Origin of the sequence: Bdellovibrio bacteriovorus (genome assembly GCF_002208115.1) — a bacterium.
Taxonomy (GTDB): Bacteria; Bdellovibrionota; Bdellovibrionia; order Bdellovibrionales; family Bdellovibrionaceae; genus Bdellovibrio; species Bdellovibrio bacteriovorus_C.
Genome location: NZ_CP020946.1, coordinates 578,793 through 604,068, shown reverse-complemented (window position 1 = coordinate 604,068; position 25,276 = coordinate 578,793). Strand labels below are relative to the sequence as shown.

The window sequence follows — 25,276 nt, the reverse complement described above, 5'->3', positions numbered from 1 at the left end:
CAAAAAGGTTCCCGGTTCTTTTTTGGGTCTACAGCGCATCATGATTTATCTGCCCCTCGGACCGCCGCATCTCGCATCTCAAAATGAGACAACTCCCATTCAAGCCTTCAGGTTGCAGATATTGCCGTCTATGCCAAGGCCCCAATTCATTCAGAGTTCCCAACACCCCTATCACATCACTGCCAGATGCATTAACCGCGACTGGTTTGGGTTGGAGATGCCCTACGCTTGGGACATCATGACCAGACACCTTCACTTCCTTCACATGGGCTTCGATATTCGAATCCACGCCTTTGTATTGATGTCCAACCACTTTCATATGATTGCCAGAGCTCCCGAAGAAAACTTAAGCGAAGCCATGGGGTTCTTTATGCGAGAAACCAGCCGCGAGATCACTCGCTCCAGCGACAGGATCAATCAAACTTATGGCGGAAGATTTCATCGAAGCATGATTTCTTCACCACTCTACTATCTTCATGCTTACAAATATCTGTATCGCAATCCCGTAGAGGCAGGACTATCCGAAACCGTAGAAGAATATGAATACAGTTCCCTAAGAGGGCTTTTGGGTCACCGATGGCTGGACGTACCTATCACTGAGGATGAGAATTGGGGTAGTTTCGATACAAGAAGTGAAACTCTGGCATGGCTGAATGCTTCTCCACAGAAAGACCACTGGGAGGAAGTTAGGAAAGCACTGAAGAAAAATGAATTCAAACTATCAAAAGTAAATAAAAGGACTTCTCTCTTGGAAACTGACGCGCTGTAGACCCAAAAAAGAACCGGGAACCTATTGGGAGGAGCCGGGGCAGAAGCCTGGGCGGGGGCCAATGGAGGGGAACTCGCGGCAAGTGTCCGGGCGCTTTTCATAGACCGTGCACAGGCGGGTTTTGGTGTCTAGGAACAGACAGTCCCGGTTCGCTTTTTGAGACAGCATGAAGAACTCGGTGCCAGAGCGATAAGACACGATAATGCCCTCTTTCATCAGGCGCTTGGCTAATTTTTTGATGGAGCCCTGGGCCTCGTCTTCGGTGGCGACACCCAGGCGGATCAGGTCGGAGATTTTGATTTCAACCGGCATCGTGCAACAGCCGCCATGGCAGCCATTGCACATTCCAGATTTATAGGGTTTCCACGTCGAGGGACGGTCAATATCGGGCTTTTTCATGAACCTTATGGAAGCTGTTGTTTACGCTTCACCAGTTTGCTGTTGTACTTCGCAGACGGATCTGCGGAAGTCAGTAATACAACACTGTAACCGCGGTTGTAAACCTCGCGCAAAAACTGAGGCATGATTTCAGCGGTTCTTCTTTGAATGTCATGGAAAAGAACAATTCCGCGACCCGCTTTATCCACGTTCGCAAGAACACGAGCCAACAACTGTTCGTTGGTTTGAGTTCTCCAGTCGTCACTTTCAATATTCCAGGCAAACTCGCCCGCAGATTTGGATCTCAAGAAAGCTTTCAAATCCTTGGAAGTCTCACCATAAGGGAAACGGAACACCGGGTCCACCCAGCCAAGCACGTCAAAGACCGCCTGATGACCACCGCGGATTTCCGCCGCCGCCTCATCAAAGGTCAGGTTGCGATTACCCATCTGTTTATAGCAGGCAACACTGGTCCCCAAGCACGCGTGAGTGACGGAGTGACTGCCGATAACATGACCGTCTGCCGCCACACGTTTTAAAGCTTCTGGATTGGTTCGCACAGATTTTCCAGTAGCAAAGAACATCGCCTTGGCATTGACTTCTTTCAACGCACGCAAAATAGCATCTGTGTAAAGGCCATGAGGACCGTCGTCGAAGGTCAAAACGATCTCTTTACGAGCCACATCGCCCGTCACCGCCATATAGCCATTGGACATATCACGCTTTTGAACGTTTTCCGGGAAACGGAAAGAATTCTTGGTCTGAACGGCTTTCAACGCGTGACCTGGCACATCCATAGTCTCGCGCTGTTCATCAAAGTGCGCATCCACCTGAGCCAGAAGCTCTTGTTTACAATCGCTCACCAAAGCGCGGTTGTTTTCATCGCGGATTTCATTTTCAAACAAAGTCAGATCCTGCGCCGGAAGAGCTTTCAGCTCTTTGCACAATTCGGTCTTCATGGATTCACGCTTGCCGGAATCAACCATGAACTCATGGCGCCAGTTGGCAAACAATGCTTCCGGGTTGGCTTCAGAGTTCTCCCACTCAACCAGCGTTTGCGCTGATTGGTTGTCAGACACCGCCTGACGAACACTGCTACCGATCTGGCTTCCACATCCCACCAAGGAAGCCGCAGACATGATTAACATTCCCCCGAAAACAAGATTCTTCATATTCACCTACTGAGAAACGTCAGTACCCTGACCTACATTAAGAACGTTCCAAGCAATCTTCTGCTGTTCGTCCTCGGTTTCGTCTTCCTTCTTGGCTTCCGGTTTCTTTAAACTGAATTTGATCTTGGAATTTTCAATAATCACACGTGGATCCACGGAGTGATTGTCGAAGATGACCAAGTTGCGGGAGGCTTGCGCCGTCACCACATGCGGGTTCCACAGGTATCTGAAATAGATCACCAATGAACCAATAAACTGACTGAGCAACAATGACAACAGCCCCAGGCTCAACAGACCGATCTGCGGCAGGGTTGTTTCCCAACGGGCTCTTTCCAGAACCTCAAAACGTGTGTCGATGGAAATCTTCATCGCATCCAACTTGGTCAACGCAGTACTGAGTTCCTTGTAACGATTGAACTCAAGTTCGGATTTCTTTTTCAGGTCTTCCACCATCTGAGCGGCAAACGGAAGGTCTTTCACTTCTTTTTTCAAACGCGCGATAGAGGCCTGCACCTGACCCAGCTTGCTGGACAGGATGTTGTTTTCGATTTTCAAAGCCTCGACACGACCGCCGACACCGTACAGTGCGCTTTCTCTCTGTTTGCCACGACCGGCCTGCAGATAATCGATCATCTTTTTATTTTCGGCCATTTTCAGTTTGATCTCGTTGGAACGAACCAAAAGGTCAGAAACGTATTCACCCATTTTGTCTTTGGAAGCCAAAGGCAGCAGGTTTTCGTCTTTATTCTGCATTTCCGCCAGTTGTTTACCCAACGCCACCAGCTTTTCATCAGCGTCCGCTTTTTGCTTCACCATGAAGTCTTCCACGCGGTTGATTTCGCTCAGCTCACGGGTTTTCAGCTTTTCCGCCGCCAGTTCAGACACGGTGTTGGACAGGAACAAGGACATGGACTTGATCGGAGTCACCGCAGAAACGCGGATCTCGAAATCAGAATCCAGATTGATTTTTGTCCAGGCATTCAAAATCTGCAGCAACTGAACTTTGCTTTCCGGATTGCCTTCCAGACCGTTCAGATACTTTTCTTTGAAGATCTCAAAGCCTTTGCGCTCTTCCAGAGTGATTTCTTTGCTGTTGCCACGGGCCTGGATACGGTTCAGCAGATCCTCATAGAATTCACGGGTTTTCAGGTATTCAATGTGCTTGGAAAGGACACTGCTGCCCTTTTTGGATTCCTGAACAGACTTGGACATGCCGTAAAACTGGTTAGAAAACGCCTGCAAAGAGGAGTTCTGGGAATCGTGGATCACGATCGTGGAGTTGGCCACAAACGGAACCTTCACGGCATATACTAAAGCGCTGATTGCAAAGAGAACTGCGGTAAACAGGGCAAACATCCGCCAGTGCGACAGATATAGTTTGATAATTTCGCCAACTGTTAATTCCGGTTCAATATGTTGATCACTCATATTTCCCCACCTTCTAGTGTCACGAACCTGTAAGCATTGGTTGTGCCACCGAAAAATGGCTTTGGCCTGTGTTATATAAGCAATGAGGATTAAGAGTTTGAAATTACTTCACGGCAGGGCGCCCATTTGACAACTTCCACAGCAGAAGGACCGCCAGAATGAATAGGCTCCCAACCAGAGGGCCAAAGGCAAGCCCCAGTCGGAAATGGGTTAGTTCGGACTGCTCGGTAAGGGCCCAAGTCAGGATCTGTCCAGTAACAGCCAGGGCCAATCCCCGAGAGATCTTCCCGATCATTTTCCACACTCCGAAATAGAGCCCTAACTCGTCCCGGCCCGTGCGCTCCTCTTCAGCCTTCACTATATCCGTCAGGAGCGACTCTAAAAGCACGGCCGAGCCCACTAGCACTCCCCCCACCCCCGAAGCCCATAACAGCGCCCAGCCCACCTGTTCGGGCGGCAGCATCGGATAAATGAAAGAGCTGACCATTCCCAGAATAAACACCCCCCACATCAGGGCCCGGCGCTTGGGCACATACCTGACCAAAAACAACCACCCGGGAATGGCGACCGTGAACGACAGCAGAAACAGCAGCAATACGGCGGTGATTTCTTTTTCTGAAAATTCCAGGGCCTCCCGATAAAAATACAAGGCCACCGACGAGTTGAAAGTCAGTCCGATATTGGCAACAAAGTACGCCGCCAGCAGCGGCATGAAGCTGCGGTTTTTCAGCGGCTGAAACAGCGAAAATTTAACCTGCCCTTGTCCCTGGCGCGCGGGACGATTATAGCGAAGGGCCGTGTACCAAGAAACCAAAGTGCCCACACACAACAACAGCACAATCATCCACGCCGTCTGCGCATAAGGCTTTGATTCCCGCGCGATCAGAAAATATCCGGGGACCGCAATCCCGAAGATCGCACCGATATTGCCGAAAGCCAGACGCCAGCCAATCAGTTTTGAGCGCTCGCGCGAATCTTCGGCCAAATCCCCAACCAAGGCAGAATACGGCACACTTAAACAGGTGTAGGCTGTATTCACTAACAGCGAAAACCCCAGCAGGTAAAAAAACTTTGCATTCATGGATTCCATAGGCGGAGGATTCAACAACCCCATGATGCTGACACACAAAAACACCAAGCCCCATGGCAGGAAAGAATACCGCTCTCCCCGCTTGAAACGCACCCGGTCCGAATAGTAGCCAATCACCGGATCAATCACCGCATCCCAAAAGATGGCCAGTCCCAGTGCCAATCCGGCCAAGGACGAATTCAAGCCCACTTCCTGAGTGTAAAAGACCAGCAAATGCAGACGCAGGAAAATCTCAACACAGTTGATTCCCAACTCTGCAAAGCCGTAGCCGAAGCCTTTCATTATTTTCCTGTTCGAGAGACCGACGCGGCAATAAAGCCAAAGACCATCCAGTAAAGACGATCTGCCATGCCCCCTAGGGACAAGTGTATGTGATAAATGACCAGAATAGGAATATGGGACAGTAAATAGATTGCGACCTGTCGTTTGGAGATGTCAAAGCTCACAAGGGCTTTGAAAGAACCCACAACCATCAGGATCAACGAAATGCCAGCAAGCACAATCAGGGGCCAGCCACCGATCACCCCGGCCGAGACAAAGATATTGTGCGGATCTTTCATGGCGTTGTAATTGGAAACATCGACTTCGTTCCCAGAGGCAAATTTCGAAAGAAGCCCGTGTCCCAGCCATGGCTGCTGCAGGAAGATCTGACTGCCACGCTCCACCTCTTCCCAGCGAGAGGCGATTCCGTCCTGAGCCTCCCGGGTGCCCAAGGCATTTTGACCAGTGGCCACTCCACGGGCAAAATCATAGACCTGCGAACCAAAGAACAGAGCAAATGTCAGCAGAACTGACAACGAAGCAAATTTGAAAATGCGCCCTTGATTGGTTTCGGTTTTGTGTAAAACCATCGTAACAATAAAGGCCATCACGGCCGCCGCCGCCGAAGAACGCGTGCCCGTCAGAATGATAGCAAAGAAACTTCCAGCCAAAACCAGCGCACTGAAAACCTTATGTTTCATTTTCTGGTCTTCAAGCAAAGTTCCCAATGAAAAAACAAAGGCCACCGTCGCGCAGGTCACCATGTGCGGAATGTGTTTAAAGACGCCGACAAAACGCCCCCCTTTAAAGACGGCTCCACCGGCCACCACCCACAACACCAAAGAAATCAACACCAGCACCCCTGACCAGCGCTGAACGAAGTACATAAAGTCTTTCACGTCCCACAGGCTGGGAATGATCATTCCGTAAATGAGCACCATGAACAGCGATACCGCCAGGGCCCCGACTTGCATGACCGGAGATTCCTCGGTGTTCACAAAGCTGATCTGTAACAGGGTCTGAACAGTCATGGTCAGAATCAGGGCAAAGACGAAGAGTTTATAGAAACCGCTAAGATGATGACGGTCGCGCACCTTCAGCCACAGCAGACCCAGGGGCAAACCCAACAGGAAACACAAAAACACGTTCACAAAAGGATGCATGCCCTGCTGGAAAATCAGAAAAGAGAAACTGTAAGGAACGGGAAGCAGAAAGCTTCCCAAAGAAATCTTGGAAAGGAATAACAGGGCCACCAGGGCTTTGATCAAAAATAGAATTCGACCATCGCGGGCCCGGATCATTATTTATCCCCAGTGTTTTTATCGATCAGAACCGCCGTCAGCACGATACCCAAAACGATGGACACGATAGTGATACCACGGGAGGCTTCGTTGCTAATCCACGGAGTGCGCGGAGGAACATAGACAAAATCATCCTGTCCCAGCTTCAGGTTCTTACCGCCGCCGTATTTGATCAGCTTTTCAGCATCGACTTCATAGGCCCCTTGGTATTCGCTGATCGCCTTCATGTTCAGGTCAGCCCAGGTGCGCGGTTCGGTTTTACGAACCAGAACCTCAGAAAGATCCCCCCCGTTGGTGGTTCCACCCGCCAAAGTCAGAAGCTTCAAAAGTTCAGTGTTTGCAGGAACGTAATAAATGCCGGGTTTGTAAACCGCTCCCAACAATTGAACACTGATCAGGGATTCTTTCGGGGAAGAACGGAAGATATATTCAGAGGCTTGCGCTGGAGGCTTGATGTCGCTTAACAAACCCAGTTCCTGGGCATGAACAGCCGGGGTGCAAGCCAACCCAAACACGAAAGCCACAAACAGGCGCAGGGACTTTTGGATATTCATTCTCTCTCCTTCTACACTCGTGCGTATTCAACACTGGACCTAAATCGAGAGCCTCGACTCTTGTCAATAAATTTCGATGACTTGACTTCCGTCTGTGCTTCACAATGAAGTCTATGACGAACTCTGTTCCTGATCACGAAAAACTTTTTGATGAGATCTGCGGCAAACTCAATGAGCTAAGCACACAACCTGAAGAGGGTCCAGTGCCAGCCCCACCAAAGTATGAGCAGATGCAAGTTCAGATGAAAAAATTCCATTCAGAGCTGGTAGGCAGCCAGGAAGAACTTCGCGAGAAGATCAAGTCCCTGGAGAACGTGTCTTACGGTGCTGAAACGTTGGACGCACAACTGCAGGGCCTTGCCAATCAACTGATTGCCGAGCGCTCGAACAACACCAAACTGAGCGGCGATCTGGCGAAATCTTTGGAACTGAGTCTGCAACTGCAGCTTGAGATCCAAGGCCTGAAGGCGCGCGCCTTGCAAATGCAAAGCGAAGAAAAGAAGTACAGCCAGGCATTGTTTGAAAAGAACAAGCAACTGCAAAGAGACCTGGATTTGAATCAAGCGCTGAAAGACGAAACTGCGATGGAACTGATGAAAGCCAAAAGCGCTTTCGCCAAAGAAGAGTCCTTGTGGGAAGAGCAGCGTGAACACTTCGAAAACGAAATCCACACCCTGAAGGGCGAACGCCAGAACCTTCAGAACACGGTGGAAGAACTGCAAAACACCATCACCCTGCGTGATGAGACCATCACTTCCCTGAATGAAGAGATCGAAAAAATCTCGGCCTCCTTCAGCGAAGTGGAGTCTTCAGCGGCTCAGCAAAATGATGTATTGAAGAACCTGATGTCCGTCGCCGAAACCAAGATTGTGGAAATGAAGCTGGCTTTGGATAAAAAATCCCTGGAAGCTCAGGACTACTACAGTCACCTGCAGCAGGCGTTGACTCAGTTGGGTGTGCTGAAACAGGAAAACGGCGCGCTTAAAGAGTATGTACAGAAGCTGAACTACTACCATCAGCAGGCGCAACACGCGCAGATGGCAGTGGCGCAGATGGCTCAGGTTGCCGCTGCTCAGGTTCAGGGATCTCCGGTTCCTCAGCAGCAGCAACAACAGGTCTCAACTTAGTTCTTTCTTTTCTCAGACCTCGATCACGCGGGACTACTTAGTGACCGCGTGGCGAGGAAGATCCGGATACGATCTGTATTCCTGCACCTGCTTCGCCGCCTCACCTTTAATTCGGAAATACGGAATGTTGGTTTTAACGTCTCCCAGCCCCAGTTTCTTGAACGGGTTTTTGGAGTTGTTCCAGCTATAGTGTCCAGTGAAGAAGTCAAAGCGACCCAGGCCCTTGATGCCATGACCACGGTCACGGATCACAAAATAACCACTGTGCTTGGAACCATCAGGCAATTCCAAACCCACCACTGCAGGAATGTAAATAACCTCACCCGGCTTATAAATCGTCAGATCCGCCGCCAATGTATAGAACGGATCAAGGCAGGAGCTGCGCACACCGTAACCAAAACGGCAGCCGTCATGAGGGATTTCAAAGAAACGATCCTGCCCCTGGAAGTTACCGATAATATTAAACGTGTGAGTCACACCTTTTTGCACAACTCCGCAAGTGCCCTGCAGTGAGCAGGCTTCCGCAGTTTTCGGGCAGACTTTCAACAATGTCTTACCGCCCTCACCATAAAGCGGCCTTTTGGTGTTCGCCGGACACAGGGTTGATTTGTCTTCATCAATAATCACAAAGTAATAAACAGTCGGCTTCAACACACCAGGACCCACCATTTCACTTTTCGGAATGGATGGAACTTCTGGTTCTTCTTCACTGTTTTCCGGTGCTTCTTCAGCAATTTTTTCCGGCACCACAGGCTTGGCTACTGGTTTTGGTTCCGGCTTGGTTTCTGGTTTGGTCTCCGGCTTCGGAGTTACAACCTTCGGAGCCTCCACTTTCGGAGCTTCCGTCTTTGGTTGTACAGGCGGCGCTTCTGCCTTCACCGTTTCAGTTTTGGTGGCATTCGCATTTTTTGGGGTCTGAGATTTTTTGGGAGCGATGACTTCGATCACTTCCTCTTCATCAGTGCCCATGGCTTCTTCATAGCCATAATAGCCATAGCTGTCCTTATTCACTTCAGACGGCAACTGATTAGTACCTTGAGTGGCGTGGAATGTGTGAACTCCAGCCTTCATCTGCCCACAGGCCGACAACGCCAGTAAAGCAGCTAAGAGACTAGGTATTGCAATATGTTTCTTACTCATATTCAAACTCCTGACCTTGAGACGGGCGCAGAATACCAAGGTCCCCATGAAACCCGGGATTTTTGTGTTCCCCTTGAAAAGATGAAAATCGAGGTGACGAAAATAGGTACCGATAAAAACCGGTGCCATGTTATCCTGCTGTAATGAGCACAGACACATTCTTATCCATCGACTTCGGCACAAGTAATTCCCTGGTAGGCGCTTACCATCAAGGCAAGCGTTATGAGGCCCTGCCTTTGGATGAAAAAGCCTCGGATCCGACCATGATGCGGACTCTGCTCTATTTCCCGAACCCGGATCTTTGCTATTACGGCTCTGAAGCGATTGAGCAGTATATTCAGCAGGATATGGAAGGTCGTCTGTTCCGGTCTTTCAAATCCCACCTGCCCAATCAGAACTATCTGGGAACGGTTCTGGACAACCGTATTCTGACTTTGGAAACCCTGATCGGGGTCTTTCTGCTGGAGTTGAAAAAACGCGCTGAAAAAACTTTAGACACTGAGGTCACCAAAGCCGTGATCGGAAGACCGGCTAGATATTCCATGGACTCTGTGGCGGACGGCTTTGCCCTGCATAGAATGCAAAAGGCCGCGGCCTTTGCCGGTTTTAAAGAAGTGCAGTTTGTTCCAGAACCTTTGGCGGCCGCCTTTGACTATCGCCGCCAGCTGACTTCAGAAAAGATCGTTCTGATCGGGGACTTTGGCGGAGGAACCTCGGATTTCACTCTGATCAAGCTGCGCCCTTCTGGGTTTTCGAAAGAAGACGTTCTGGCCATCGACGGCTGCCCGCTGGCAGGCGATGCCCTGGACAGCGTGTTTATGAGTCACAAGCTGAATGAATATTTTGGCGCAAAATCCCGCTATCGTCTGCCGATGGGAAGCAACGTGATGACCATGCCCAAAGGTGTGACCCTGCGCCTGAATCATCCCGCGCACATCGTGCACTTGAAAGAAAAAGACACCTACGAGTTCATCCGTGAAGTTAAGAAGTGCTCTTTGACCGCCAAGGATGCTGAAGCCGTGGAAAGATTGTTCGTCTTGATTGAAGACCAGCAGATCTTCCCGTTCTTTGAAAACATTGAAAAAACCAAACGCGCCCTTTCCAACAGCAACGAAACGGATTTCAATTTTGATTATCCGGGTCTGGAAATCAGCGAACACTTCACAAGTCCCCAGTTTATCGAATGGGCCAAGGACACCCGCGAAAACATCTTCGCGTCACTAGATCAGTGCCTGAAGGACGGAAACGTCACGGCCGATCAAGTGGATCTGGTGTGCCTGACCGGTGGAACTGCCAAAGTGCCGTTCATTCAGAAGGAATTTGAAAAACGTTTCGGTTTAGAGCGCCTGCAAACCCAGTCTCACTTCCACTCGGTGCTTTCCGGTCTGACAGAAGCGGCGGGCTTTGTGGCGCAAGGGACGCAAGTCGTTTGATTGTTCTACTGTTGCAACACTGATTTGCAATTATGTATTCTGGCGAAACAGTCAAAAACCACCGATAATTAAAGCATGAAACTTCCTTCCCGGCCTTTCAGTCGCAGATCTTTGCTTTTCGGTGCCGGCAGCCTTGCTGCTGTCGCCGGGCTTAGTCAGCTGACCTCGGCCAAGGAGCTGCTTATGATTTTCGACCCCTCCCGCAAAAATGACTCTGCAAAAATGCCCGCTCTGTTTATCGGTCACGGCAGCCCTATGAACGCCATCGAAGACAATCAATACGGTCAGCGCTGGCTGGAGCTGGGCCAAGAGATCGGAAAACCCAAAGCGATTCTTTGTGTGTCCGCTCACTGGCTGAGCGCCGGCACTTGGGTCACCCAAATGGAAAGACCGCGCACGATTCACGACTTCTATGGCTTCCCTCAAGCCCTGCACGACATGCAGTACCCGGCTCCGGGAAATCCGGAACTGGCAGCAGAGCTTCGCCGCCTTTCCAAGAATCCAAAAATTCAAGCCGATGATAAATCCTGGGGCCTGGATCATGGAACATGGTCCGTGCTGGCAAAGATGTATCCCGAGGCCGACGTGCCGGTGGTGCAACTGTCCATCGACATGTCCGAACCCGCAAGTTTCCATCTGGAGCTGGGTAAAACCCTGGGCCAGCTGCGTGAACAGGGTGTGTTGATTCTGGGGAGCGGCAACATTGTTCACAATCTTCGTCGCATGGACTGGAATCAGCCGCGCAAGGGTTTTGACTGGGCCGAAGAATTTGATGAATGGGTGAAGGCACGTCTGATCGATCGCGATTTCAAAGCGGTCGGGGATGACTATGCGAAAACTTTAGCAGGACAACTGAGTGTGCCGACGCCGGATCACTATCTGCCTTTGCTGTATGTGCTGGGTGCCGCCGATGAAAAAGACAACCTGAAGTTTGAGCTTGAAGGCTTTGACATGGGAAGCATCTCGATGCGCGCCCTGAGCTTTGGCAGAAAGGTTTAACTTATGAGCCTGCAGTATATCTATCGCCCGGCAAAAGTTAAATCCTCTGGCAAATCCCCAGTGCTGTTGTTACTTCACGGGGTCGGCTCCAACGAGCAGTCATTGCTTTCGCTGACTGAGGGACTTGATCCCCGCTTTGCGGTTTACAGCTTGCGCGCTCCTTTGGTTTTGGCAGCCGGAAGCTTTGCGTGGTTTCATGTGAACTTCACTGCCCAAGGTCCCTTGCACAACCAGCAAGAGGCCGAACAATCGCGAAAGATCCTGATTGATTTCATTCGTGCCTTGCCAAAAGAAAATCCGGATATCGACGCTGAAAATATTTTCGTTCTGGGGTTCAGCCAGGGCACGATCATGGGACTTTCTTTGGCTTTGACAGAGCCTGAGCTGTTCAAGGGCCTTGTCGCCATTTCCGGGCGCACGCTGCAGGAGATTTCCGCGCAAGCCAAAGAGCGCACCTATCCCCGTTCACCGAAAGTGCTGCTGATGCACGGACGTCAGGACAGCAAACTTCCCTATACTCACGGCCTGAACACCGAGGCTGTATTGAAGGCCGCCTCATTTGACTTTCAATTTGAAAATTATGAAGCGGACCATCACATCACGCCGCAGATGCTTCAGGACCTGCACCAGTGGCTAATAAAACGCATTTCAGCCTGACCGCAATGATTTGCTGCGGCCTCTCAGTTATATTTTAGCTGCACAATGCGCTAACATTGGGTATCTGAACGACTAAGAGGTGAACTTATGATTCAAGCATTCCGTATTTTGGGTTGGCTCGAAGGGGCTTCCTTCCTGATTCTTCTTTTGATCGCTATGCCTATGAAGTACATGGCAGGCAATCCCGCTTTGGTTAAATCCATGGGGCCTATCCACGGTTTCCTGTTCATCGGTTACATCCTGATGGCAAACTTCATTGCCAGCGAACTGAACTGGTCCATGAAACAAAGAATTCTTTCCTTCGCAGCGGCCGTGCTTCCCGCCGGCACTTTCTGGTTTGAACGTAAATATCTCGATAAGAAAGAGACTGTTTAGGAAAAACAAAAAAGGCCCGGAAACGGGCCTTTTTTATTAATGCACATAGTGAACGTACATTTTTAGGTAAAACCCTTCCGGGAACTGCATCAAGGTTGGATGGTCTGCCGCATGGCCCCCGCGCAGAACGCTGCGAAGCTCGGCGTAGTTTCTCAGTGACGCCTTACGAATCGCATCGCGGAATTCTTCTTCTTCCAGCAAACCAGAACAAGAGCATGAAGCCACAAAGCCGTTCTTTTTCACCAGACGGAATGCGTGCGTGTTCATCTTAAGGTAAGCGTGCTTCCCGATAGGGATGTCTTTTTTGGATTTGATAAACGCCGGTGGGTCCGCAATCACGATGTCGTAGTGAGTGCTTGGTAAAGCCGCCAAACCTTCAGACACGTCCATTTCGTGAACGACGACTTCCGCCCCTTCACGCTCGGCATTCTTTTTCGCGAAGGCCAACGCGGTCTTGGAGATATCCGCCAAAGACACTTCCACTTCAAAGCCCAAAGACTTCAAAGCGCGAGTAATCTGCGTGGACCAGTGACCGACATAGCAGCACAGATCAAGCACACGGATCTTGCGCGGCTGTTGGGTTTTTGCCCAGTTCTTAAATAACCCCACTGCCAGGAAGATGTTGTGAGTCTGATCCAGGAAAAAGCCCGTTTTTTGGCCTTCAACCAGATCACAGCTCATGGTGATCGTGCCGTCATCACCTGCGGCGTTTAGCACGATTTCAACATCACGAAGGTTCATGTCCGGCAGATCCTTGATCAGGCGCGGCTCTTCAACCTGCAAGCCTTCAAGCTTGCGCACACCCACGTCATTACGAATCACCACCGCCGTTTGATCCCAGCCAAACTCGGAAAGACCTTGCGCATGAGCTTTTTCAGCCAAACCTTTGAAGAAGCCTTCCGCATCCTTCAGGGCTTCATTCATTCCCGCCGTCACCAACTGGGCAGCAAAGAGCTGAGCACGTTTGCCGTTTTGTACGATCACATAGTAATCCAGAACCAAACCTGGGATGAAATCAGATTCGCCAAACGCCAGGCGGAAGCTGCCACGGAAGCCCGCAGCCTTTCTTACGCGCCAAGAGTTGAAGATCTTTTCATGAAGGAAGTCAAAACTGGTTGGATCCTTGTCCTGACTGTTGAAGCTCAACGCACGGAAAGAAATCAGGGAATGAGGATTGCCGTAACCGCGGGCCAAGAACTGCCCTTTGGAATCCTGAAGCTCTACCGCCGCACCCGCGGGATGACCCTTAGGGCTTACCAGCAGCTCGTTGGAAAACACCCACGGGTGTCCACTGCGAATTCTTTTATCGGCTCCCTGACGAAGACGCCACACTGTCATCATAACTATTCACCCTCAACTGCGAAAACAACCAACTCGGTGATTTCTTTTTTTGAAAAATTATTATCACTCATTATCAGCAAACTGCGCCGGCCATCCGGAAGTTTCGGCCCCCAGGCCAAAGCTTCAAAGTTCTGCACACGTTTGTCGCCACGTTTTTTACCAAGATCAGATTCGAAATCCACCAGCTTTATTTTTTTAACACCCGTGAACTTCGCACCTTCCAACTTACTTACACCCGAAACATCCGTGCCTTTGGAAAGATCCACCAGATACAAAGTGATCGTATTGGCCCAGATCTTTTTCGGCAGCAGGCGCACTCCGCGTTCCAGCACAATCAGTTTGGTTTCACTGACGGCCAGAATTTCCGAAGCCCCGCGGAAGACTTCTTTTCCCCCGTGCCCGTCTTTCAACGGATCCAGGCGATAAGCATACTCGGCCAAGGGCTGATAGCCTTTTTCAGGCTTGTCTTCGTACTTGAGAATTCGCAGCCAGTCGCCTTTTTCCTCTTCTCCGGCGACATAATCCTGGAAAAGGGAAGTTTCTACACTCGCAAACAGCACCTTCCCGTCCACGGAACTTGAGAGTCCCTCAAACGAAAGGTTGTTCTGCACGCCCTGCTTTTGCTGGCCGATGGATTCGGGTAAAAACTTGGCCGGAACGGACAGGTCGGACTTCCACGTCCCTTGCGGGCTAATACGGAAGATCCGGGGCATTTCGCGTGGTTTGGAATCGTTGCTGCCTTCAGAGCAAACCAAGAAATCCCCGGACGGCAACAGCGCCAGCCCTTCAGGATCCAAAATCGCGGCCCGCTCCCCGGTTTTGGGAAGGCCTGAAATAAAGCTGACGGATTTGGGGTTTAAAGAAACAGACTTCCCCGAAATCTTCAGGTCAAAACCGTAAAAGCGGGGCTCCCCGAACTTTCCACGATCATCAGAAAGCGCCCACAGAGTGTCGCCACTGAAGGCCATGCCGGAAAGACCACCGATGGTGGTCTTTTTGAACTCGGTTCCGGTCTTGATCGCGGTTTCACCGAAATACTCCAAACTCAAAGCCTGCACTTTGAGCGAGAACAGCAAAACCAGGCAAATTCCGGTTCCTCGAAGCATCTTAACTTCTCCAGCGAAGCTCAGTTTCTTTCACAGGGTGATTGAATTCACGTTTACCCTCAAGGTGGTCATGGTACTCGGTTTTCAAAGCATAGTACCACTTGGCTTGAGTGTCGGCGTCCTTGATCAGCATCAGACTTGGATCATAACGAAGACCGTCTTGCTGTTTGGTCACCGCATCCATGTCCTGACCCAGGAACTTTTTAGAGAATTGATGAATCGCCGGTTTCAAAAGCGTCAACCAAGGGATGTCCCAATACGCCAATTGAGTCACACGTGTGTTGTTTTCATCCACCGGAGTCAGCGCCGTGTAAGAATAGAAATTACGAGGACCGACTTCGATATGCTCGACACGCACGCAAGGAAGCGTGAAGGTGATCTCGGTCGTCGGAGTGCCGCCAAGGATCTTATAAGCCTTGGAATTTTTTGAAGGCTGGTGACGAACCATCTGGAAGCCATAGTTCACCGGAGCAAATTTCTTTTTCTTTTCCAGCATGGTTTTTTCAGAACGCCAGAACCAGCTTTTGTGCACGTAAGGACCGTGCGCCGGGTCCATCAGACCGATCACCGCGTGATCGACGTGACACGGGAAGTTCACCACGTAAGTCAGATTCGGTTTTACATCCGCCGGGAACGCTTTCATCACCGGGATCGCTGGCGCTTTGGAAACATCATAGTCCTTGTCACCTACAAAGACCCAGATCAGGCCTTGAGCTTCGTGAACAGGGTAAGAGCGCACTTTGATTTTATTCGGATTCAGTTCCTGATCCGGGCACAGTGAAGGAATCTCAGTACACATGCCGGTGCCGTCAAACTTCCAGCCGTGATAAGGGCATTCGATCTGATCATTCACCACGCGGCCATAGCTCAGCGGAATACCACGGTGAGGGCAGATATCCCGCATCGCGGACACTTTGCCTTTGGAGTCACGATAGAACACGATGGGCTCATTCAAGATCTTGCGAGCCGTGGCTTTATTCACCGCCAGCTCTGCACTTGGAAGTCCCACATACCAAACATTTTTCAAAAATCCGCTGTACATAAAATCCTCTGAACTAGAATTGAGGGTCGCGGGCGCGTTGTTCCGCCAACTGGCAGGTGTTCTTCAAAAGCATGGCAATGGTCATCGGACCCACACCACCGGGAACCGGAGTTGCTGCCTTCGCCCAGCCATCAAGCTCTTCAAAGCGAACATCTCCACAGAGTTTTCCGCCCTGACCTGAGCCATGCATACCCACATCAATCACGATCGCATCTTTTTTAAAATCTTCTTTACCCAAGAGTCGGGCCTTGCCAGCCGCGACGACAACCAAATCCGCCTGCTTTGTGAGCTCTGACATATTGGAAGTTTTGGAGTGGCACAATGTGACTGTGGCGTTGGCTTCAGTCAAGAGCAGAGCCATGGGTTTCCCCACAATATTGCTGCGACCAACGACCACGGCCCTTTTCCCCTCCACCGGGATTCGATAATGCTTCAGAATCTCAATCACTCCCGCCGGAGTGCACGGGCTGACCAGGGGCTTTCCAGCAAAGAAGTACCCCAAAGATTCGTAAGTCAGACCATCAGCATCTTTTTCGGCGGAAACAAGCTTCAGAACCTCGTCCGCGCTGAGATGTTTTGGCAACGGGAACTGAACCAGAATGCCGTCCACGCCATTGTCGTTGTTCAGTTTGCTTAGAATCTGATTCAACTCGCTTTGCGTGGTTTCGGCCGGCAGAGTGTGAATCGTGGAGGTCATCCCGATTTTTTCGCAGGCGATTTTTTTGTTTTTAACGTAAACGTGGCTCGCCTTATCGTCGCCGACAATGACGACCGACAGATGAGGAGCCCGGCCGTAAGTTTCTTTAAACTTCGCCACTCGGGGAACAAGGGACGCACGCACCTCTTTCGCGACTTCTTTTCCGTCAAGAATCAGCACCATGACCTCCCCTGTTTTTTGAGCCTTAAATTTGCGTCATTTCTGAACAAAATTCAATACTTATTCCAACTTCGTCCCATTCCGCCAAGGCCTTCTTGCGGGACCTTTTCACCCCTGTGAACCCTGTTTTTGCTTGATTCCTAAACCCCTATCAAGGTACAAACCCTTTAAAAGATTAGGGGATTTTCGAATGGCTGAAAAAGTTAAGCTCTCAAAAGATGGTAGTTCTATTGACTTCGTTCAATCTGACAGCCTTCCTACGTCCCTGAAGAAGTTCCGTCAAAGCCCGGAAATCGAAGGTTTCTATCGCTTTATCTTCGAAAACGACCTGCAAAAAGAAGCTTACGACATTTTGGATCGCATTATTATCCAGCGTAAGGCTAAAAAAGCCGGCGCTAAAAAAGAAGCTGCTGCTGCTGCCAAGGAAGAAAAGGCCGCTGCAAAAAAAGCTGAAACTACAAAAGCTAAAAAGAAGTAGTTTTCCAAAAAGTCCGGACCTCCGGACTTTTTTTTTGCTTTAATCGCATCCCACCGCTGTCCGATCTTTGCTTTCACCTCCTGACCACTGGAGGATCCATGAAAGCTCAAACCATCATCAAAAACAAAAAAGGCCAGGGACTTGTTGAGTACCTGATCATTGTCGCTATCGTTGCTGTCGGCAGCATTTCGGTTATCAAAGTTGTCGGCGCCAACATCGACGTGCAGTTCGCCAATGTGGCGCAAGCCCTGGGCGGAACGGACAGCCGCAAGAAAGAAGCCCATAAAGTCACGGACACCATGTACAAGAAACGCGACTTCAGCGATTTCTTCGAGGGTTCCGTTAACTCCAAATCAGACAGCAAATAGTTATGAAAATTCTAAATCAAAAAGGACAGGCACTTTTGGAAGCGGCTTTTGTGCTGCCGCTCCTGTTAGCCACCGGCACGGCACTGGCATTTCTATTCTATCGCACGCTGGTTTTCTATTATGCCGATCATCAACTGCATGAAGCCCTGATCTGTGCGGAATCCGTTCAAGTTTCCACCTGTAAAAACCATCTGGAAAAGAATCTGCAAAAGCTGATGTTTAAGAACACCCGCCTGAATGTCCGTCTGAACAAATCGCTCTCGGGCAGCACCGGACGCATCGAAATTGCGTTGCAACCGGAAATCCAAATTTCAAAAGAACTGCGGCTGTAAGAAAGGCCCCCGCATGCGCAACCAGCAGGGCTTTGCCGCTATTCTTATTCTGGCTTTACTGCCGATACTGGTGTCCGGACTGTTTCTGGTCGCTGCAATGATGGGCTTTCTGCAACTGGATCTGGCGATGAAACACACTTGTCGCAGTGAGGGCCTTCAAGGACAAGAAAAGGTTCGTCCCCATCTAGAAAAGCTGCTGTCGCTGAATTCCGAAGCCATCAAGTTAAAAGTTCAATGGGGTAAAGCCCTAACTCAACGGAAAATGGCATACTCAGCACAGAATCCCTACTTAATCACTCTGGCGGAGGCCCGCGTGCTGCAAGTTCAAACCTGGCGCCTGGCCCTGGATGCCCAACAAAAACAACTCATCCAGCAAAGCAACCTGCAGCTTCAACGCAGCCACAGCTCCACCCGCACCCAGCTTTACCGCGCCCACCGGGAAAACCAGACACGTCTGAATTTCCTGACGATTAAAACTCAGATTGAAAATGAGCCCATTCCCCGCCTGGCGGTCCGTCCGGATTTCCCGGACACGGCGCCGACATACAGCCCTGAGCCTGACTTTGAAGTTCGTCAGGCTTTGGCGCAACGCTGGCAGTACCGGATCGCGCTGCGCCCGCCCCTTTCCAATTTCCTGAAGGCGGATTTCGGCTTTGAAAAAGCCTGCGCCGTTACTTTGACCAAAGGATCCTTGCGATGGAAAACCCAAATAACAAAGGGCAGATACTCATTGAAGTCTGTCTGGTGATGGCCCTGGTGCTGCTGATTTTCTTCGCGGCCTTTTCACATCTTTCAAAACTTAAATCCGCGCAACAACGTCACCAATTCACAAAAGAGAAGTCTTATGTTTCAAAAGACCGTTTCAAATCTAAAAAGTAACTGGCCTCTGGCGGGCTTTCTGGTCATCGGCCTGATCGCCTTTATCAGCAGCCCCTCCAAGTCTGAACAAGATCCACTGGAAACCGTGGCGGCCCCGGCATCGGTTGACACTTATATCCCGGCAGGCCATGTACTGGTGCCAATCGAAATCGCCAATGCAGAATCGCTCGCATCCCTCGTTGGTGACATGGGTGGCGTCGTGGATCTTTATCTGGCCAGCAATGACACCCAAAAAGGCGGATTGAAAGTGGGAAGCAAGTTGAAACTTCTGCGCGCTCCGCTAAATCCCCAACAATATGCCGTGCTGGTGAAAGACACCGAAAGTCCACGACTGCTCAGCTTTAATGGTCCCTTTATTGCCGTCGTTCAAAATCCTGAGGCGCGCGGTAACAGCGTCACCCCCGCTTCCGCCCCCCGCAAAGCTGTGCGTATCGAATATCAAAACTAGGAGAAAAAATGAAAACCCCGTTGATGGATTTTGATTTTACTTCTGGCAACCAGCACCAAAGCGCAAGTGCTGATTCAAGCCCCGTCGGCGTCTCCGGCCGAGTTTAAAAAGTTTTTGCAGGAAAACCCAACGACCCGTTCTTATGGCGACGTGCAAATTGAAAAACTGCAACAAGCCCCGGAACAAGAACAACAAATGTTTTCTCTGGCGGACCTGTCCATCACGGAAATCCCTCAGGGACTTGAAACTTTGAATCGACTGAATCAACAATCCGCCCTTTCAGCACTCAGTCTGCAATTTCTGCGGGATCTGACTTTGAAATGGCAAAGTGGGAAGACCTCGCCGCAAATCGAAAGTTCTGTGAAGACTTTGCACTGCAAGTTCAGCCTGCTGCAGGATGAATCCAGCCCCACGGCTTGCCGGGTCGAATCGGTATCATTGGAAAATCTAAAAAAATTAAATCCGTGGATGAAGGCGCTGGCCGTGGAAAGTCAGATCATCCCTCTGGAAGAAAATAGGCACTTACGACTGGTGCCCGAGGCCGCATATCACTTCACATTGATTTCTGACTCTCACACCGCCGTGAGTTTCTATGGAACCTTCGCGCAGCTTTTGCAGCAGGCAAATCACGCGCAAGCACTGGTGGAGGGCGGCTGTGGCGGATTTCAATCCCAGATCGACGACATCAGCCTGTCCCTGCAGGCCCGGGTGTTTTTCACCCCCAGTTGTGTGCAGGCAACAAATCAAGCCGATGAAGAAACTGAAAAAAGCTGGGTGCAAAGAAATAAGAAATGGCTGATCCCGACAGCCGCGATCCTGGTGGGTGGCGGTATCTATGCCCTGAAGGACAAAAAGATCATTATCGACAAGCCGTCGTTTAAATAATCCTCTTGCCGTTAAAGACGACTTCTTTCACCACGCCGTCTTCGATCACGGAATGACAGTCCGGTGCAAAAGTTTTATCCGGATGCGCATGCACCACAGTGATGTCGCCATTGAATTTGCGAATGCGAGCCTGAGGGCTTTCTTCCAAAGCCAGATAGTTGCGCCAGAAAGACGATGGCTCCACCGGGCTGTCACAACCAAAAGAAATCGGAATCTGCGCCAGGCGCAGGGCCTCCCAAGGGAAGACATACGGGTAAAGTTCTCGCAGCTTTTCCATCAACCACACCCGGTCGCTCAGCCAATGACATGGCTGCATATGACAGCGCACATGCAAGGGCTTCATCATCTGAATGGTTTCCGGGCGCAGGATCTGCGCGTGCTCCAAATTCAAACGCCCTACGGCCCCTTGCGCGGAAATCTTGCGTGCGGCCTGCACAATGTGATGGGCAGCTTCATCACCAATGGTGTGAACTGAAAACTCAAGCCCCGCAGCCCAGGTGCGTTTCATCATCGTTTCAATATCAGCGATATCCCAAAGAATGCGTCCCTGATTGCCAGAACGCTCGCCGTTGTAAGGTCGACTGAGCAGAGCCGTCTCAGACCCCAGCGAACCATCGTAGAAAACCTTGATGCCTTTGGAACGAAGCAAAGGACGATCCTGCTTTTTTGCCGCCAGGGCCGCAGTCAACATCGAATCAAAGTCATTCATGTCGTGCGAGGTGAAATTTTCCTCGATCGCCAAAGTCAGATCTCCGGCATCGGCGACCTCACATAGCATATTCCACAGGGATTCGGTGCAGCTCAAGTCACGAACATGGGTGAAGCCTGCGGCATTGAACGTGCGGCAGGCTTGCAGGATATTGGATCGTTGCTGGGACTTAGAGAACGACGGCAACTGATCCCAGGCACGCAGATGATCTTTTTCCATCAGAATGCCAGTGGCGGACTCCAAGCCCATTTCTTTAAGGGCGGCGGAATTCAACCAACTGCTGTGTCCATCCATGCGGGCAAAGTAAACGGGAATATCGGGAAAAACTTTATCCAGAAGATCCTTGTGTGGCTGTTCGTGCGCGGGCCATTGGCGCTCATCCCAGCCAAACCCCACCAGCCAGTGCTGACGATAATATCCCGGCTTGGTGCGATCCAGATTCTGCAGATCCTGCAGGGATGTGATCGATTCCAGACGAAGCCCCGAAGCGAATTCGCCCGTGGCGATAAAGTGAACGTGACTGTCGTAAAGACGCGGGATTTTAAAAAGCATAAGGCCCTCTGTTTTAGCAGAAGGCCTTAGTTTATTTAACTGTTTAATTTGTTATTTAGCGGGCAGAAGGGATTGGAGCCGGACCTGTCGTCCCGCCTGTACCCGGAACCGGGATTGGCTGAGGACCGCCGATACCACCACCAATTGGCGTTGGACCGATACCTGTGCCGCCACCGATACCAATACCGATAGAGCCACCCACGCCGCCTACACCGTATTGAACCTGCTGGATTCTATACAACAATCCATAAAGTTCCTGCTGCAAGCTTGCCACAACCTGCTGTCTTTGAACCTGCTGTTGCATGTAAGACTGCTGCTGTTGGATGTACTGTTGATACTGTTGCATTTGCATCTGCATCATCTGCTGCTGCATCTGAAGCATGCCAAGGCTTCCCGCCATGCCACCGGCCATGCCGCCCATACCAGCCATACCGCCGGCCATTGCGCCCATGCCCATCATGCCACCAGGATATGCGCCCATCATTCCGGCCATACCACCCATGCCGCCCATCAAAGCGCCAGGGTAAGCACCCATCATGCCGCCAGCCAAACCGCCGACCATCGCACCCGGATATGCGCCCATCATGCCAGCCATGCCGCCAGCCATCGCGCCCATACCCATCATACCACCTGGATAAGCTCCCATCATGCCAGCCATACCGCCCATCATAGCACCAGGGTATGCACCCATAATACCACCGCCGATACCGCCAACCATTGCACCCGGATATGCGCCCATCATGCCGGCCATGCCGCCCATCATCGCGCCTGGGTAAGCACCCATCATACCGCCACCCATCATAGCACCTGGGTAAGCTCCGATAATTCCACTAGCCAATGCGCCCATGCCCATCATGCCACCTGGATACGCGCCCATCATGCCGGCCATGCCGCCCATCATTGCGCCTGGATAAGCACCCATCATGCCACCCATTCCAGCCATACCACCCATCATCGCACCTGGGTAAGCGCCCATCATGCCACCGGCCATACCGCCGATCATGGCACCCATGCCGCCATATGGACCACCCATGCCCCATGGACCGGCCATACCCCAAGGACCCATCCCTGGCATATAGATACCGCCACTCATGCCGCCCATACCAAGGCCGGCCATCGCATATGGGTTACCCCACATACCATTACCGTTCATGCCACCGTAAGGACCCATCATACCGTAAGCGCCACCGTTATTGCCGGCACAACCAAATGCACCCGCACCGATACCACCACCAATAGAGCCATAGATACCACTGCCGCCACCGACCATCTGGCCGATACCGGTACCGATTGCGCCCAAACCGTAACCGTAGCCCATGGAAGCCCAAGGGTCTGTCGGCCAACCGATGTTGGAGTTCGCATCAGCAATCATTTGATTTGTTTTGTAACCAGCAAGGATGGAAAGACCACCCAATGCGAAGTTCCCGATCACAGAACCCCAGTTTGTTTCTGGTTTCTGATACTGGTAACCGGAGCCGGAGGCGATACAGTCAACGCACACGCCACCTTCAGAAATCTCACGACGACGTTCACGCTGTTCATCAGCGTAATCTTCCTTCGCGATCTTGATGTCTTCTTTTCTGTTTTCGATCAGGTTTTTCAAAGCATCAATTTCACGAGTGACCTTGTTTCTTTGAGAATAACCCTTCTTGTAGTCAGAAAGACCTTTTTTACAATCTTCAGTCGTTGCACGACCTTTTTCACTTTGACGGAATTTTGGAGTGGAGCAAACCGTGCCGGAAACAGAACCGTTTTTATTCGGATCACAAACGCGCGCCCATTCCTGGATGCTGAAACCGTGAACTTCACGGGTGCCGCCAGCTTGAACGGAAGCATCACCTTCCTGACCTTGAGCGATGAACTCATCACTCGCGCCCATGCCTTTGTACTCTTTGCAGCTGACGTTGTTCTCGATGTGCTCAAACATCAGTTCTGTATAGTCTTCAGAAACCACGTCTTCGACATCTTTACGGGAACGAGTCAGGGATCTGTCGATCTTCTTCAATTCAGATTGTTTTGCACGAAGCTGCTTTTGTGCTTCGCTGATTTCAGCCTGAGCTTCTTTGATTTCATCTAGATAGCTGGAAGAACCGGCACCAGCAGAGTAATCATACGGGCAGGCTTGCATCCCACCGTACATACCTGTGCCCCACATTTGGGCTTGGGCACCAGCTGCAAAGCTCATCACCAAGGTGAAAAGAGCTGCAATGCGCATCCAAAACTTCATACACGATCTCCTGAAAAGGAATAAAAAAACTTCTATCGTTCCACTCTTCGTCAGAATAGCGCTTCAACTTGATGCATTCCCGGTCTAAATGTTGAAAGATTATGAATCTGGACTGTCGACCAGCATATTTCTCACATTTGGCAGGACTCGACCCGGACGGTACGTTGGACCAGCTTGAAATCCTTTGCACTGGCAATTTCCAGCTCCTACACTACCTCATATGATGAAAAGCACAATTTTGTGTGTCGACGACGAAGTGGATAATGTTGACGCCCTGGAACGCCTGTTCCGAAAGAAATACAACGTCTTAAAGGCCACCTCCGGGAAAGAGGCTCTGGCTGTGCTGGACGAACATCCGGGCCCGGTCGCCCTTATCATCACCGATCAGCGCATGCCGGAAATGACCGGCGTGGAATTTCTGGAAAAGACCCTGACGTCTCACCCTGAGACTGTGCGCATTCTACTGACCGGCTACACCGATCTTGAATCCGTGATCAGCGCTGTGAATAAAGGTCAGATTTTCCGTTATCTGACTAAACCCTGGGACCCGGTGGACCTGACCAACACCGTGGATCATGCGATTGAACGCTATTCCCTGGGACAGGAACTGAAGCAAAAAAATCAGGAACTGGCGCGCGCCTTGGAAGAACTCAAAAGCCTGGATGTCGCCAAATCCAATTTCATGATTCTGATCAATCATGAATTAAAAACTCCGCTGACTTCCATCTTAAGCTTTTCTTCCCTGCTGGCGGAATCCAAACTGAATGATGAAGACAAGCTGATGGTGAATCGTATCACCCGCAGCGCCGAGCGCCTTAAGACCCTGGTCGAAGATGTTCTGCTGGTGGTCCGTGCTGAAACCAACCAACTTAAAATAGACATGCAGCAAGTGGCCTTCACCCAGTTTGACGAAGCCGTCAGCAAAGAGGTGCAGGAACTGATGAATAAAAAGCAACAAAAGCTGGTCAGCAAACTGGAACCCTTGGCCGTCACTGCCGATGTGCGCCTGATCAAACAAGTCATGCTGCGACTGATTCACAATGCCGCCAAATTCGGAACCGATGGCAGCGAGATCCACGTGGAAAGCATGAAAAGCGGCACGAACCTGCGCTTTGTGGTTTCCAACATCGGCCCGCACCTGCCTACGTCTGTGGTGGATAAAATCATGAAGCCCTTCTTTATTGATGAGGACGTCATGCACCACTCCACCGGCACGGGCTTAGGTTTGACCATCTGTCAGTCCATTTTGAAATCACACCAATCCCACCTGCAGTTTAAAAACACGGCGCAGGGAGTGATGGTGTTCTTCGAACTGCCCCTGGGCTAGGGTGTCCGGCTCCCGACCCTG

The 25,276-nt window shown here is 50.8% G+C and carries 26 protein-coding genes; 13 read left to right on the top strand and 13 right to left on the bottom strand.

The window, feature by feature from the left end:
- Positions 1-40: 40 nt before the first annotated feature.
- A complete protein-coding gene (locus B9G79_RS03030; protein WP_088564243.1) occupies positions 41-769 on the top strand; it encodes a transposase in 729 nt (242 codons plus the stop codon).
- A gap of 21 nt (positions 770-790) precedes the next feature.
- Here the strand turns inward: B9G79_RS03030 and B9G79_RS03025 are convergent, their stop codons facing one another.
- From B9G79_RS03025 to B9G79_RS03000, 6 genes are all read right to left on the bottom strand, one after another.
- On the bottom strand, positions 791-1,168 hold the full coding sequence (locus tag B9G79_RS03025) for a YkgJ family cysteine cluster protein (RefSeq protein WP_088564242.1): 378 nt from the start codon (positions 1,166-1,168) through the stop codon (positions 791-793).
- Positions 1,169-1,173: 5 nt separating this feature from the next.
- Entirely contained in the window at positions 1,174-2,319 is a 1,146-nt protein-coding gene (locus tag B9G79_RS03020; RefSeq protein WP_088564241.1) for a polysaccharide deacetylase family protein, read from the bottom strand.
- A 6-nt stretch (positions 2,320-2,325) separates the two neighbouring features.
- On the bottom strand, positions 2,326-3,747 hold the full coding sequence (locus tag B9G79_RS03015; RefSeq protein ID WP_088564240.1) for a hypothetical protein: 1,422 nt from the start codon (positions 3,745-3,747) through the stop codon (positions 2,326-2,328).
- 103 nt (positions 3,748-3,850) lie between these two features.
- On the bottom strand, positions 3,851-5,119 hold the full coding sequence (locus tag B9G79_RS03010) for an MFS transporter (protein ID WP_088564239.1): 1,269 nt from the start codon (positions 5,117-5,119) through the stop codon (positions 3,851-3,853).
- Positions 5,119-6,399, bottom strand: coding sequence for an O-antigen ligase family protein (locus B9G79_RS03005; RefSeq protein ID WP_088564238.1), 1,281 nt, complete (start codon positions 6,397-6,399; stop codon positions 5,119-5,121). The genes B9G79_RS03010 and B9G79_RS03005 overlap by 1 nt, the downstream gene beginning before the upstream one ends.
- Entirely contained in the window at positions 6,399-6,953 is a 555-nt protein-coding gene (locus tag B9G79_RS03000; RefSeq protein ID WP_088564237.1) for an SLBB domain-containing protein, read from the bottom strand. Before B9G79_RS03000 ends, B9G79_RS03005 begins: the two co-directional genes overlap by 1 nt.
- Positions 6,954-7,066: 113 nt before the next feature.
- On the opposite strand from B9G79_RS03000, the gene B9G79_RS02995 reads away from it, so the two are divergent.
- Positions 7,067-8,080 carry a hypothetical protein gene (locus B9G79_RS02995; protein WP_232469062.1) on the top strand — a complete coding sequence of 338 codons (1,014 nt, stop codon included), beginning with the start codon at positions 7,067-7,069 and terminating at the stop codon, positions 8,078-8,080.
- Positions 8,081-8,113: 33 nt separating this feature from the next.
- On the opposite strand, the gene B9G79_RS02990 is transcribed toward B9G79_RS02995, so the two are convergent.
- A complete protein-coding gene (locus B9G79_RS02990) occupies positions 8,114-9,220 on the bottom strand; it encodes a 3D domain-containing protein (RefSeq protein ID WP_232469060.1) in 1,107 nt (368 codons plus the stop codon).
- Between the two features lie 143 nt (positions 9,221-9,363).
- Here B9G79_RS02990 and B9G79_RS02985 point away from each other — a divergent pair, with 143 nt between their 5' ends.
- The 4 genes from B9G79_RS02985 to B9G79_RS02970 all read left to right on the top strand — a co-directional run bounded on the left by B9G79_RS02985 (position 9,364) and on the right by B9G79_RS02970 (position 12,684).
- Complete coding sequence (locus tag B9G79_RS02985; RefSeq protein WP_088564234.1) at positions 9,364-10,653, top strand: Hsp70 family protein; 1,290 nt, start codon at positions 9,364-9,366, stop codon at positions 10,651-10,653.
- A 183-nt stretch (positions 10,654-10,836) separates the two neighbouring features.
- Positions 10,837-11,652: a 4,5-DOPA dioxygenase extradiol gene (gene ygiD / locus B9G79_RS02980; protein WP_232469058.1), complete on the top strand. Its 816-nt coding sequence runs from the start codon at positions 10,837-10,839 to the stop codon at positions 11,650-11,652.
- A gap of 3 nt (positions 11,653-11,655) precedes the next feature.
- Positions 11,656-12,309, top strand: a complete 654-nt coding sequence (locus tag B9G79_RS02975; protein WP_088564233.1) for an alpha/beta hydrolase — start codon at positions 11,656-11,658, stop codon at positions 12,307-12,309.
- Between the two features lie 87 nt (positions 12,310-12,396).
- Positions 12,397-12,684 (top strand): DUF3817 domain-containing protein, encoded by a 288-nt coding sequence (locus B9G79_RS02970; RefSeq protein ID WP_011165639.1) that lies wholly within the window; start codon positions 12,397-12,399, stop codon positions 12,682-12,684.
- Positions 12,685-12,720: 36 nt separating this feature from the next.
- Here B9G79_RS02970 and B9G79_RS02965 read toward each other — a convergent pair whose 3' ends face one another.
- Genes B9G79_RS02965 through folD form a run of 4 tightly spaced genes read right to left on the bottom strand, consistent with a single transcriptional unit; the run spans position 12,721 to position 17,053 of the window.
- On the bottom strand, positions 12,721-14,025 hold the full coding sequence (locus B9G79_RS02965; protein WP_015092305.1) for a class I SAM-dependent rRNA methyltransferase: 1,305 nt from the start codon (positions 14,023-14,025) through the stop codon (positions 12,721-12,723).
- Positions 14,026-14,027: 2 nt separating this feature from the next.
- Entirely contained in the window at positions 14,028-15,131 is a 1,104-nt protein-coding gene (locus B9G79_RS02960) for an esterase-like activity of phytase family protein (RefSeq protein ID WP_088564232.1), read from the bottom strand.
- 1 nt (position 15,132) lies between these two features.
- Positions 15,133-16,173: an aromatic ring-hydroxylating oxygenase subunit alpha gene (locus tag B9G79_RS02955; protein ID WP_088564231.1), complete on the bottom strand. Its 1,041-nt coding sequence runs from the start codon at positions 16,171-16,173 to the stop codon at positions 15,133-15,135.
- 13 nt (positions 16,174-16,186) lie between these two features.
- Positions 16,187-17,053 (bottom strand): bifunctional methylenetetrahydrofolate dehydrogenase/methenyltetrahydrofolate cyclohydrolase FolD, encoded by an 867-nt coding sequence (gene folD, locus B9G79_RS02950; RefSeq protein ID WP_088564230.1) that lies wholly within the window; start codon positions 17,051-17,053, stop codon positions 16,187-16,189.
- Between the two features lie 187 nt (positions 17,054-17,240).
- Here folD and B9G79_RS02945 point away from each other — a divergent pair, with 187 nt between their 5' ends.
- The 6 genes from B9G79_RS02945 to B9G79_RS02920 all read left to right on the top strand — a co-directional run bounded on the left by B9G79_RS02945 (position 17,241) and on the right by B9G79_RS02920 (position 20,440).
- Positions 17,241-17,528, top strand: a complete 288-nt coding sequence (locus B9G79_RS02945; RefSeq protein ID WP_088564229.1) for a hypothetical protein — start codon at positions 17,241-17,243, stop codon at positions 17,526-17,528.
- A gap of 98 nt (positions 17,529-17,626) precedes the next feature.
- The gene (locus B9G79_RS02940; protein ID WP_011165646.1) at positions 17,627-17,896 is read left to right on the top strand and encodes a Flp family type IVb pilin; all 270 of its coding nucleotides are present in this window, start codon (positions 17,627-17,629) and stop codon (positions 17,894-17,896) included.
- A 2-nt stretch (positions 17,897-17,898) separates the two neighbouring features.
- Positions 17,899-18,228 carry a hypothetical protein gene (locus B9G79_RS02935; RefSeq protein WP_088564228.1) on the top strand — a complete coding sequence of 110 codons (330 nt, stop codon included), beginning with the start codon at positions 17,899-17,901 and terminating at the stop codon, positions 18,226-18,228.
- A gap of 13 nt (positions 18,229-18,241) precedes the next feature.
- Positions 18,242-18,976, top strand: coding sequence for a hypothetical protein (locus tag B9G79_RS02930; protein WP_088564227.1), 735 nt, complete (start codon positions 18,242-18,244; stop codon positions 18,974-18,976).
- A 96-nt stretch (positions 18,977-19,072) separates the two neighbouring features.
- Positions 19,073-19,555 carry a hypothetical protein gene (locus tag B9G79_RS02925; RefSeq protein WP_088564226.1) on the top strand — a complete coding sequence of 161 codons (483 nt, stop codon included), beginning with the start codon at positions 19,073-19,075 and terminating at the stop codon, positions 19,553-19,555.
- A gap of 30 nt (positions 19,556-19,585) precedes the next feature.
- Positions 19,586-20,440, top strand: coding sequence for a hypothetical protein (locus tag B9G79_RS02920; RefSeq protein WP_232469055.1), 855 nt, complete (start codon positions 19,586-19,588; stop codon positions 20,438-20,440).
- On the opposite strand, the gene B9G79_RS02915 is transcribed toward B9G79_RS02920, so the two are convergent.
- Both B9G79_RS02915 and B9G79_RS02910 read right to left on the bottom strand, forming a co-directional pair.
- Positions 20,433-21,701, bottom strand: a complete 1,269-nt coding sequence (locus B9G79_RS02915) for an amidohydrolase (protein ID WP_088564225.1) — start codon at positions 21,699-21,701, stop codon at positions 20,433-20,435. The genes B9G79_RS02920 and B9G79_RS02915 overlap by 8 nt on opposite strands.
- A gap of 55 nt (positions 21,702-21,756) precedes the next feature.
- The gene (locus B9G79_RS02910) at positions 21,757-23,928 is read right to left on the bottom strand and encodes a hypothetical protein (protein WP_088564224.1); all 2,172 of its coding nucleotides are present in this window, start codon (positions 23,926-23,928) and stop codon (positions 21,757-21,759) included.
- A 220-nt stretch (positions 23,929-24,148) separates the two neighbouring features.
- Here B9G79_RS02910 and B9G79_RS02905 point away from each other — a divergent pair, with 220 nt between their 5' ends.
- Positions 24,149-25,255: a hybrid sensor histidine kinase/response regulator gene (locus B9G79_RS02905; protein ID WP_088564223.1), complete on the top strand. Its 1,107-nt coding sequence runs from the start codon at positions 24,149-24,151 to the stop codon at positions 25,253-25,255.
- The last annotated feature ends 21 nt before the right edge of the window (positions 25,256-25,276 follow it).

Bases quoted from the DNA above. Each gene is read 5' to 3' on its own strand.
- B9G79_RS02995 (WP_232469062.1), top strand. From the start codon at position 7,067: ATGACGAACTCTGTTCCTGATCACGAAAAACTTTTTGATGAGATCTGC.
- B9G79_RS02945 (WP_088564229.1), top strand. From the start codon at position 17,241: ATGGCTGAAAAAGTTAAGCTCTCAAAAGATGGTAGTTCTATTGACTTC.
- B9G79_RS03005 (WP_088564238.1), bottom strand. From the start codon at position 6,399: ATGATCCGGGCCCGCGATGGTCGAATTCTATTTTTGATCAAAGCCCTG.
- B9G79_RS02925 (WP_088564226.1), top strand. From the start codon at position 19,073: ATGTTTCAAAAGACCGTTTCAAATCTAAAAAGTAACTGGCCTCTGGCG.
- B9G79_RS03010 (WP_088564239.1), bottom strand. From the start codon at position 5,119: ATGAAAGGCTTCGGCTACGGCTTTGCAGAGTTGGGAATCAACTGTGTT.
- B9G79_RS02960 (WP_088564232.1), bottom strand. From the start codon at position 15,131: ATGCTTCGAGGAACCGGAATTTGCCTGGTTTTGCTGTTCTCGCTCAAA.
- B9G79_RS02965 (WP_015092305.1), bottom strand. From the start codon at position 14,025: ATGATGACAGTGTGGCGTCTTCGTCAGGGAGCCGATAAAAGAATTCGC.
- B9G79_RS02940 (WP_011165646.1), top strand. From the start codon at position 17,627: ATGAAAGCTCAAACCATCATCAAAAACAAAAAAGGCCAGGGACTTGTT.
- B9G79_RS02935 (WP_088564228.1), top strand. From the start codon at position 17,899: ATGAAAATTCTAAATCAAAAAGGACAGGCACTTTTGGAAGCGGCTTTT.
- B9G79_RS02905 (WP_088564223.1), top strand. From the start codon at position 24,149: ATGATGAAAAGCACAATTTTGTGTGTCGACGACGAAGTGGATAATGTT.
- B9G79_RS03020 (WP_088564241.1), bottom strand. From the start codon at position 2,319: ATGAAGAATCTTGTTTTCGGGGGAATGTTAATCATGTCTGCGGCTTCC.
- B9G79_RS02990 (WP_232469060.1), bottom strand. From the start codon at position 9,220: ATGAGTAAGAAACATATTGCAATACCTAGTCTCTTAGCTGCTTTACTG.
- B9G79_RS03000 (WP_088564237.1), bottom strand. From the start codon at position 6,953: ATGAATATCCAAAAGTCCCTGCGCCTGTTTGTGGCTTTCGTGTTTGGG.
- B9G79_RS02975 (WP_088564233.1), top strand. From the start codon at position 11,656: ATGAGCCTGCAGTATATCTATCGCCCGGCAAAAGTTAAATCCTCTGGC.
- B9G79_RS02970 (WP_011165639.1), top strand. From the start codon at position 12,397: ATGATTCAAGCATTCCGTATTTTGGGTTGGCTCGAAGGGGCTTCCTTC.
- B9G79_RS02955 (WP_088564231.1), bottom strand. From the start codon at position 16,173: ATGTACAGCGGATTTTTGAAAAATGTTTGGTATGTGGGACTTCCAAGT.
- ygiD (WP_232469058.1), top strand. From the start codon at position 10,837: ATGATTTTCGACCCCTCCCGCAAAAATGACTCTGCAAAAATGCCCGCT.
- B9G79_RS02915 (WP_088564225.1), bottom strand. From the start codon at position 21,701: ATGCTTTTTAAAATCCCGCGTCTTTACGACAGTCACGTTCACTTTATC.
- B9G79_RS03030 (WP_088564243.1), top strand. From the start codon at position 41: ATGATTTATCTGCCCCTCGGACCGCCGCATCTCGCATCTCAAAATGAG.
- B9G79_RS02985 (WP_088564234.1), top strand. From the start codon at position 9,364: ATGAGCACAGACACATTCTTATCCATCGACTTCGGCACAAGTAATTCC.
- folD (WP_088564230.1), bottom strand. From the start codon at position 17,053: ATGGTGCTGATTCTTGACGGAAAAGAAGTCGCGAAAGAGGTGCGTGCG.
- B9G79_RS03015 (WP_088564240.1), bottom strand. From the start codon at position 3,747: ATGAGTGATCAACATATTGAACCGGAATTAACAGTTGGCGAAATTATC.
- B9G79_RS03025 (WP_088564242.1), bottom strand. From the start codon at position 1,168: ATGAAAAAGCCCGATATTGACCGTCCCTCGACGTGGAAACCCTATAAA.
- B9G79_RS02930 (WP_088564227.1), top strand. From the start codon at position 18,242: ATGCGCAACCAGCAGGGCTTTGCCGCTATTCTTATTCTGGCTTTACTG.
- B9G79_RS02910 (WP_088564224.1), bottom strand. From the start codon at position 23,928: ATGAAGTTTTGGATGCGCATTGCAGCTCTTTTCACCTTGGTGATGAGC.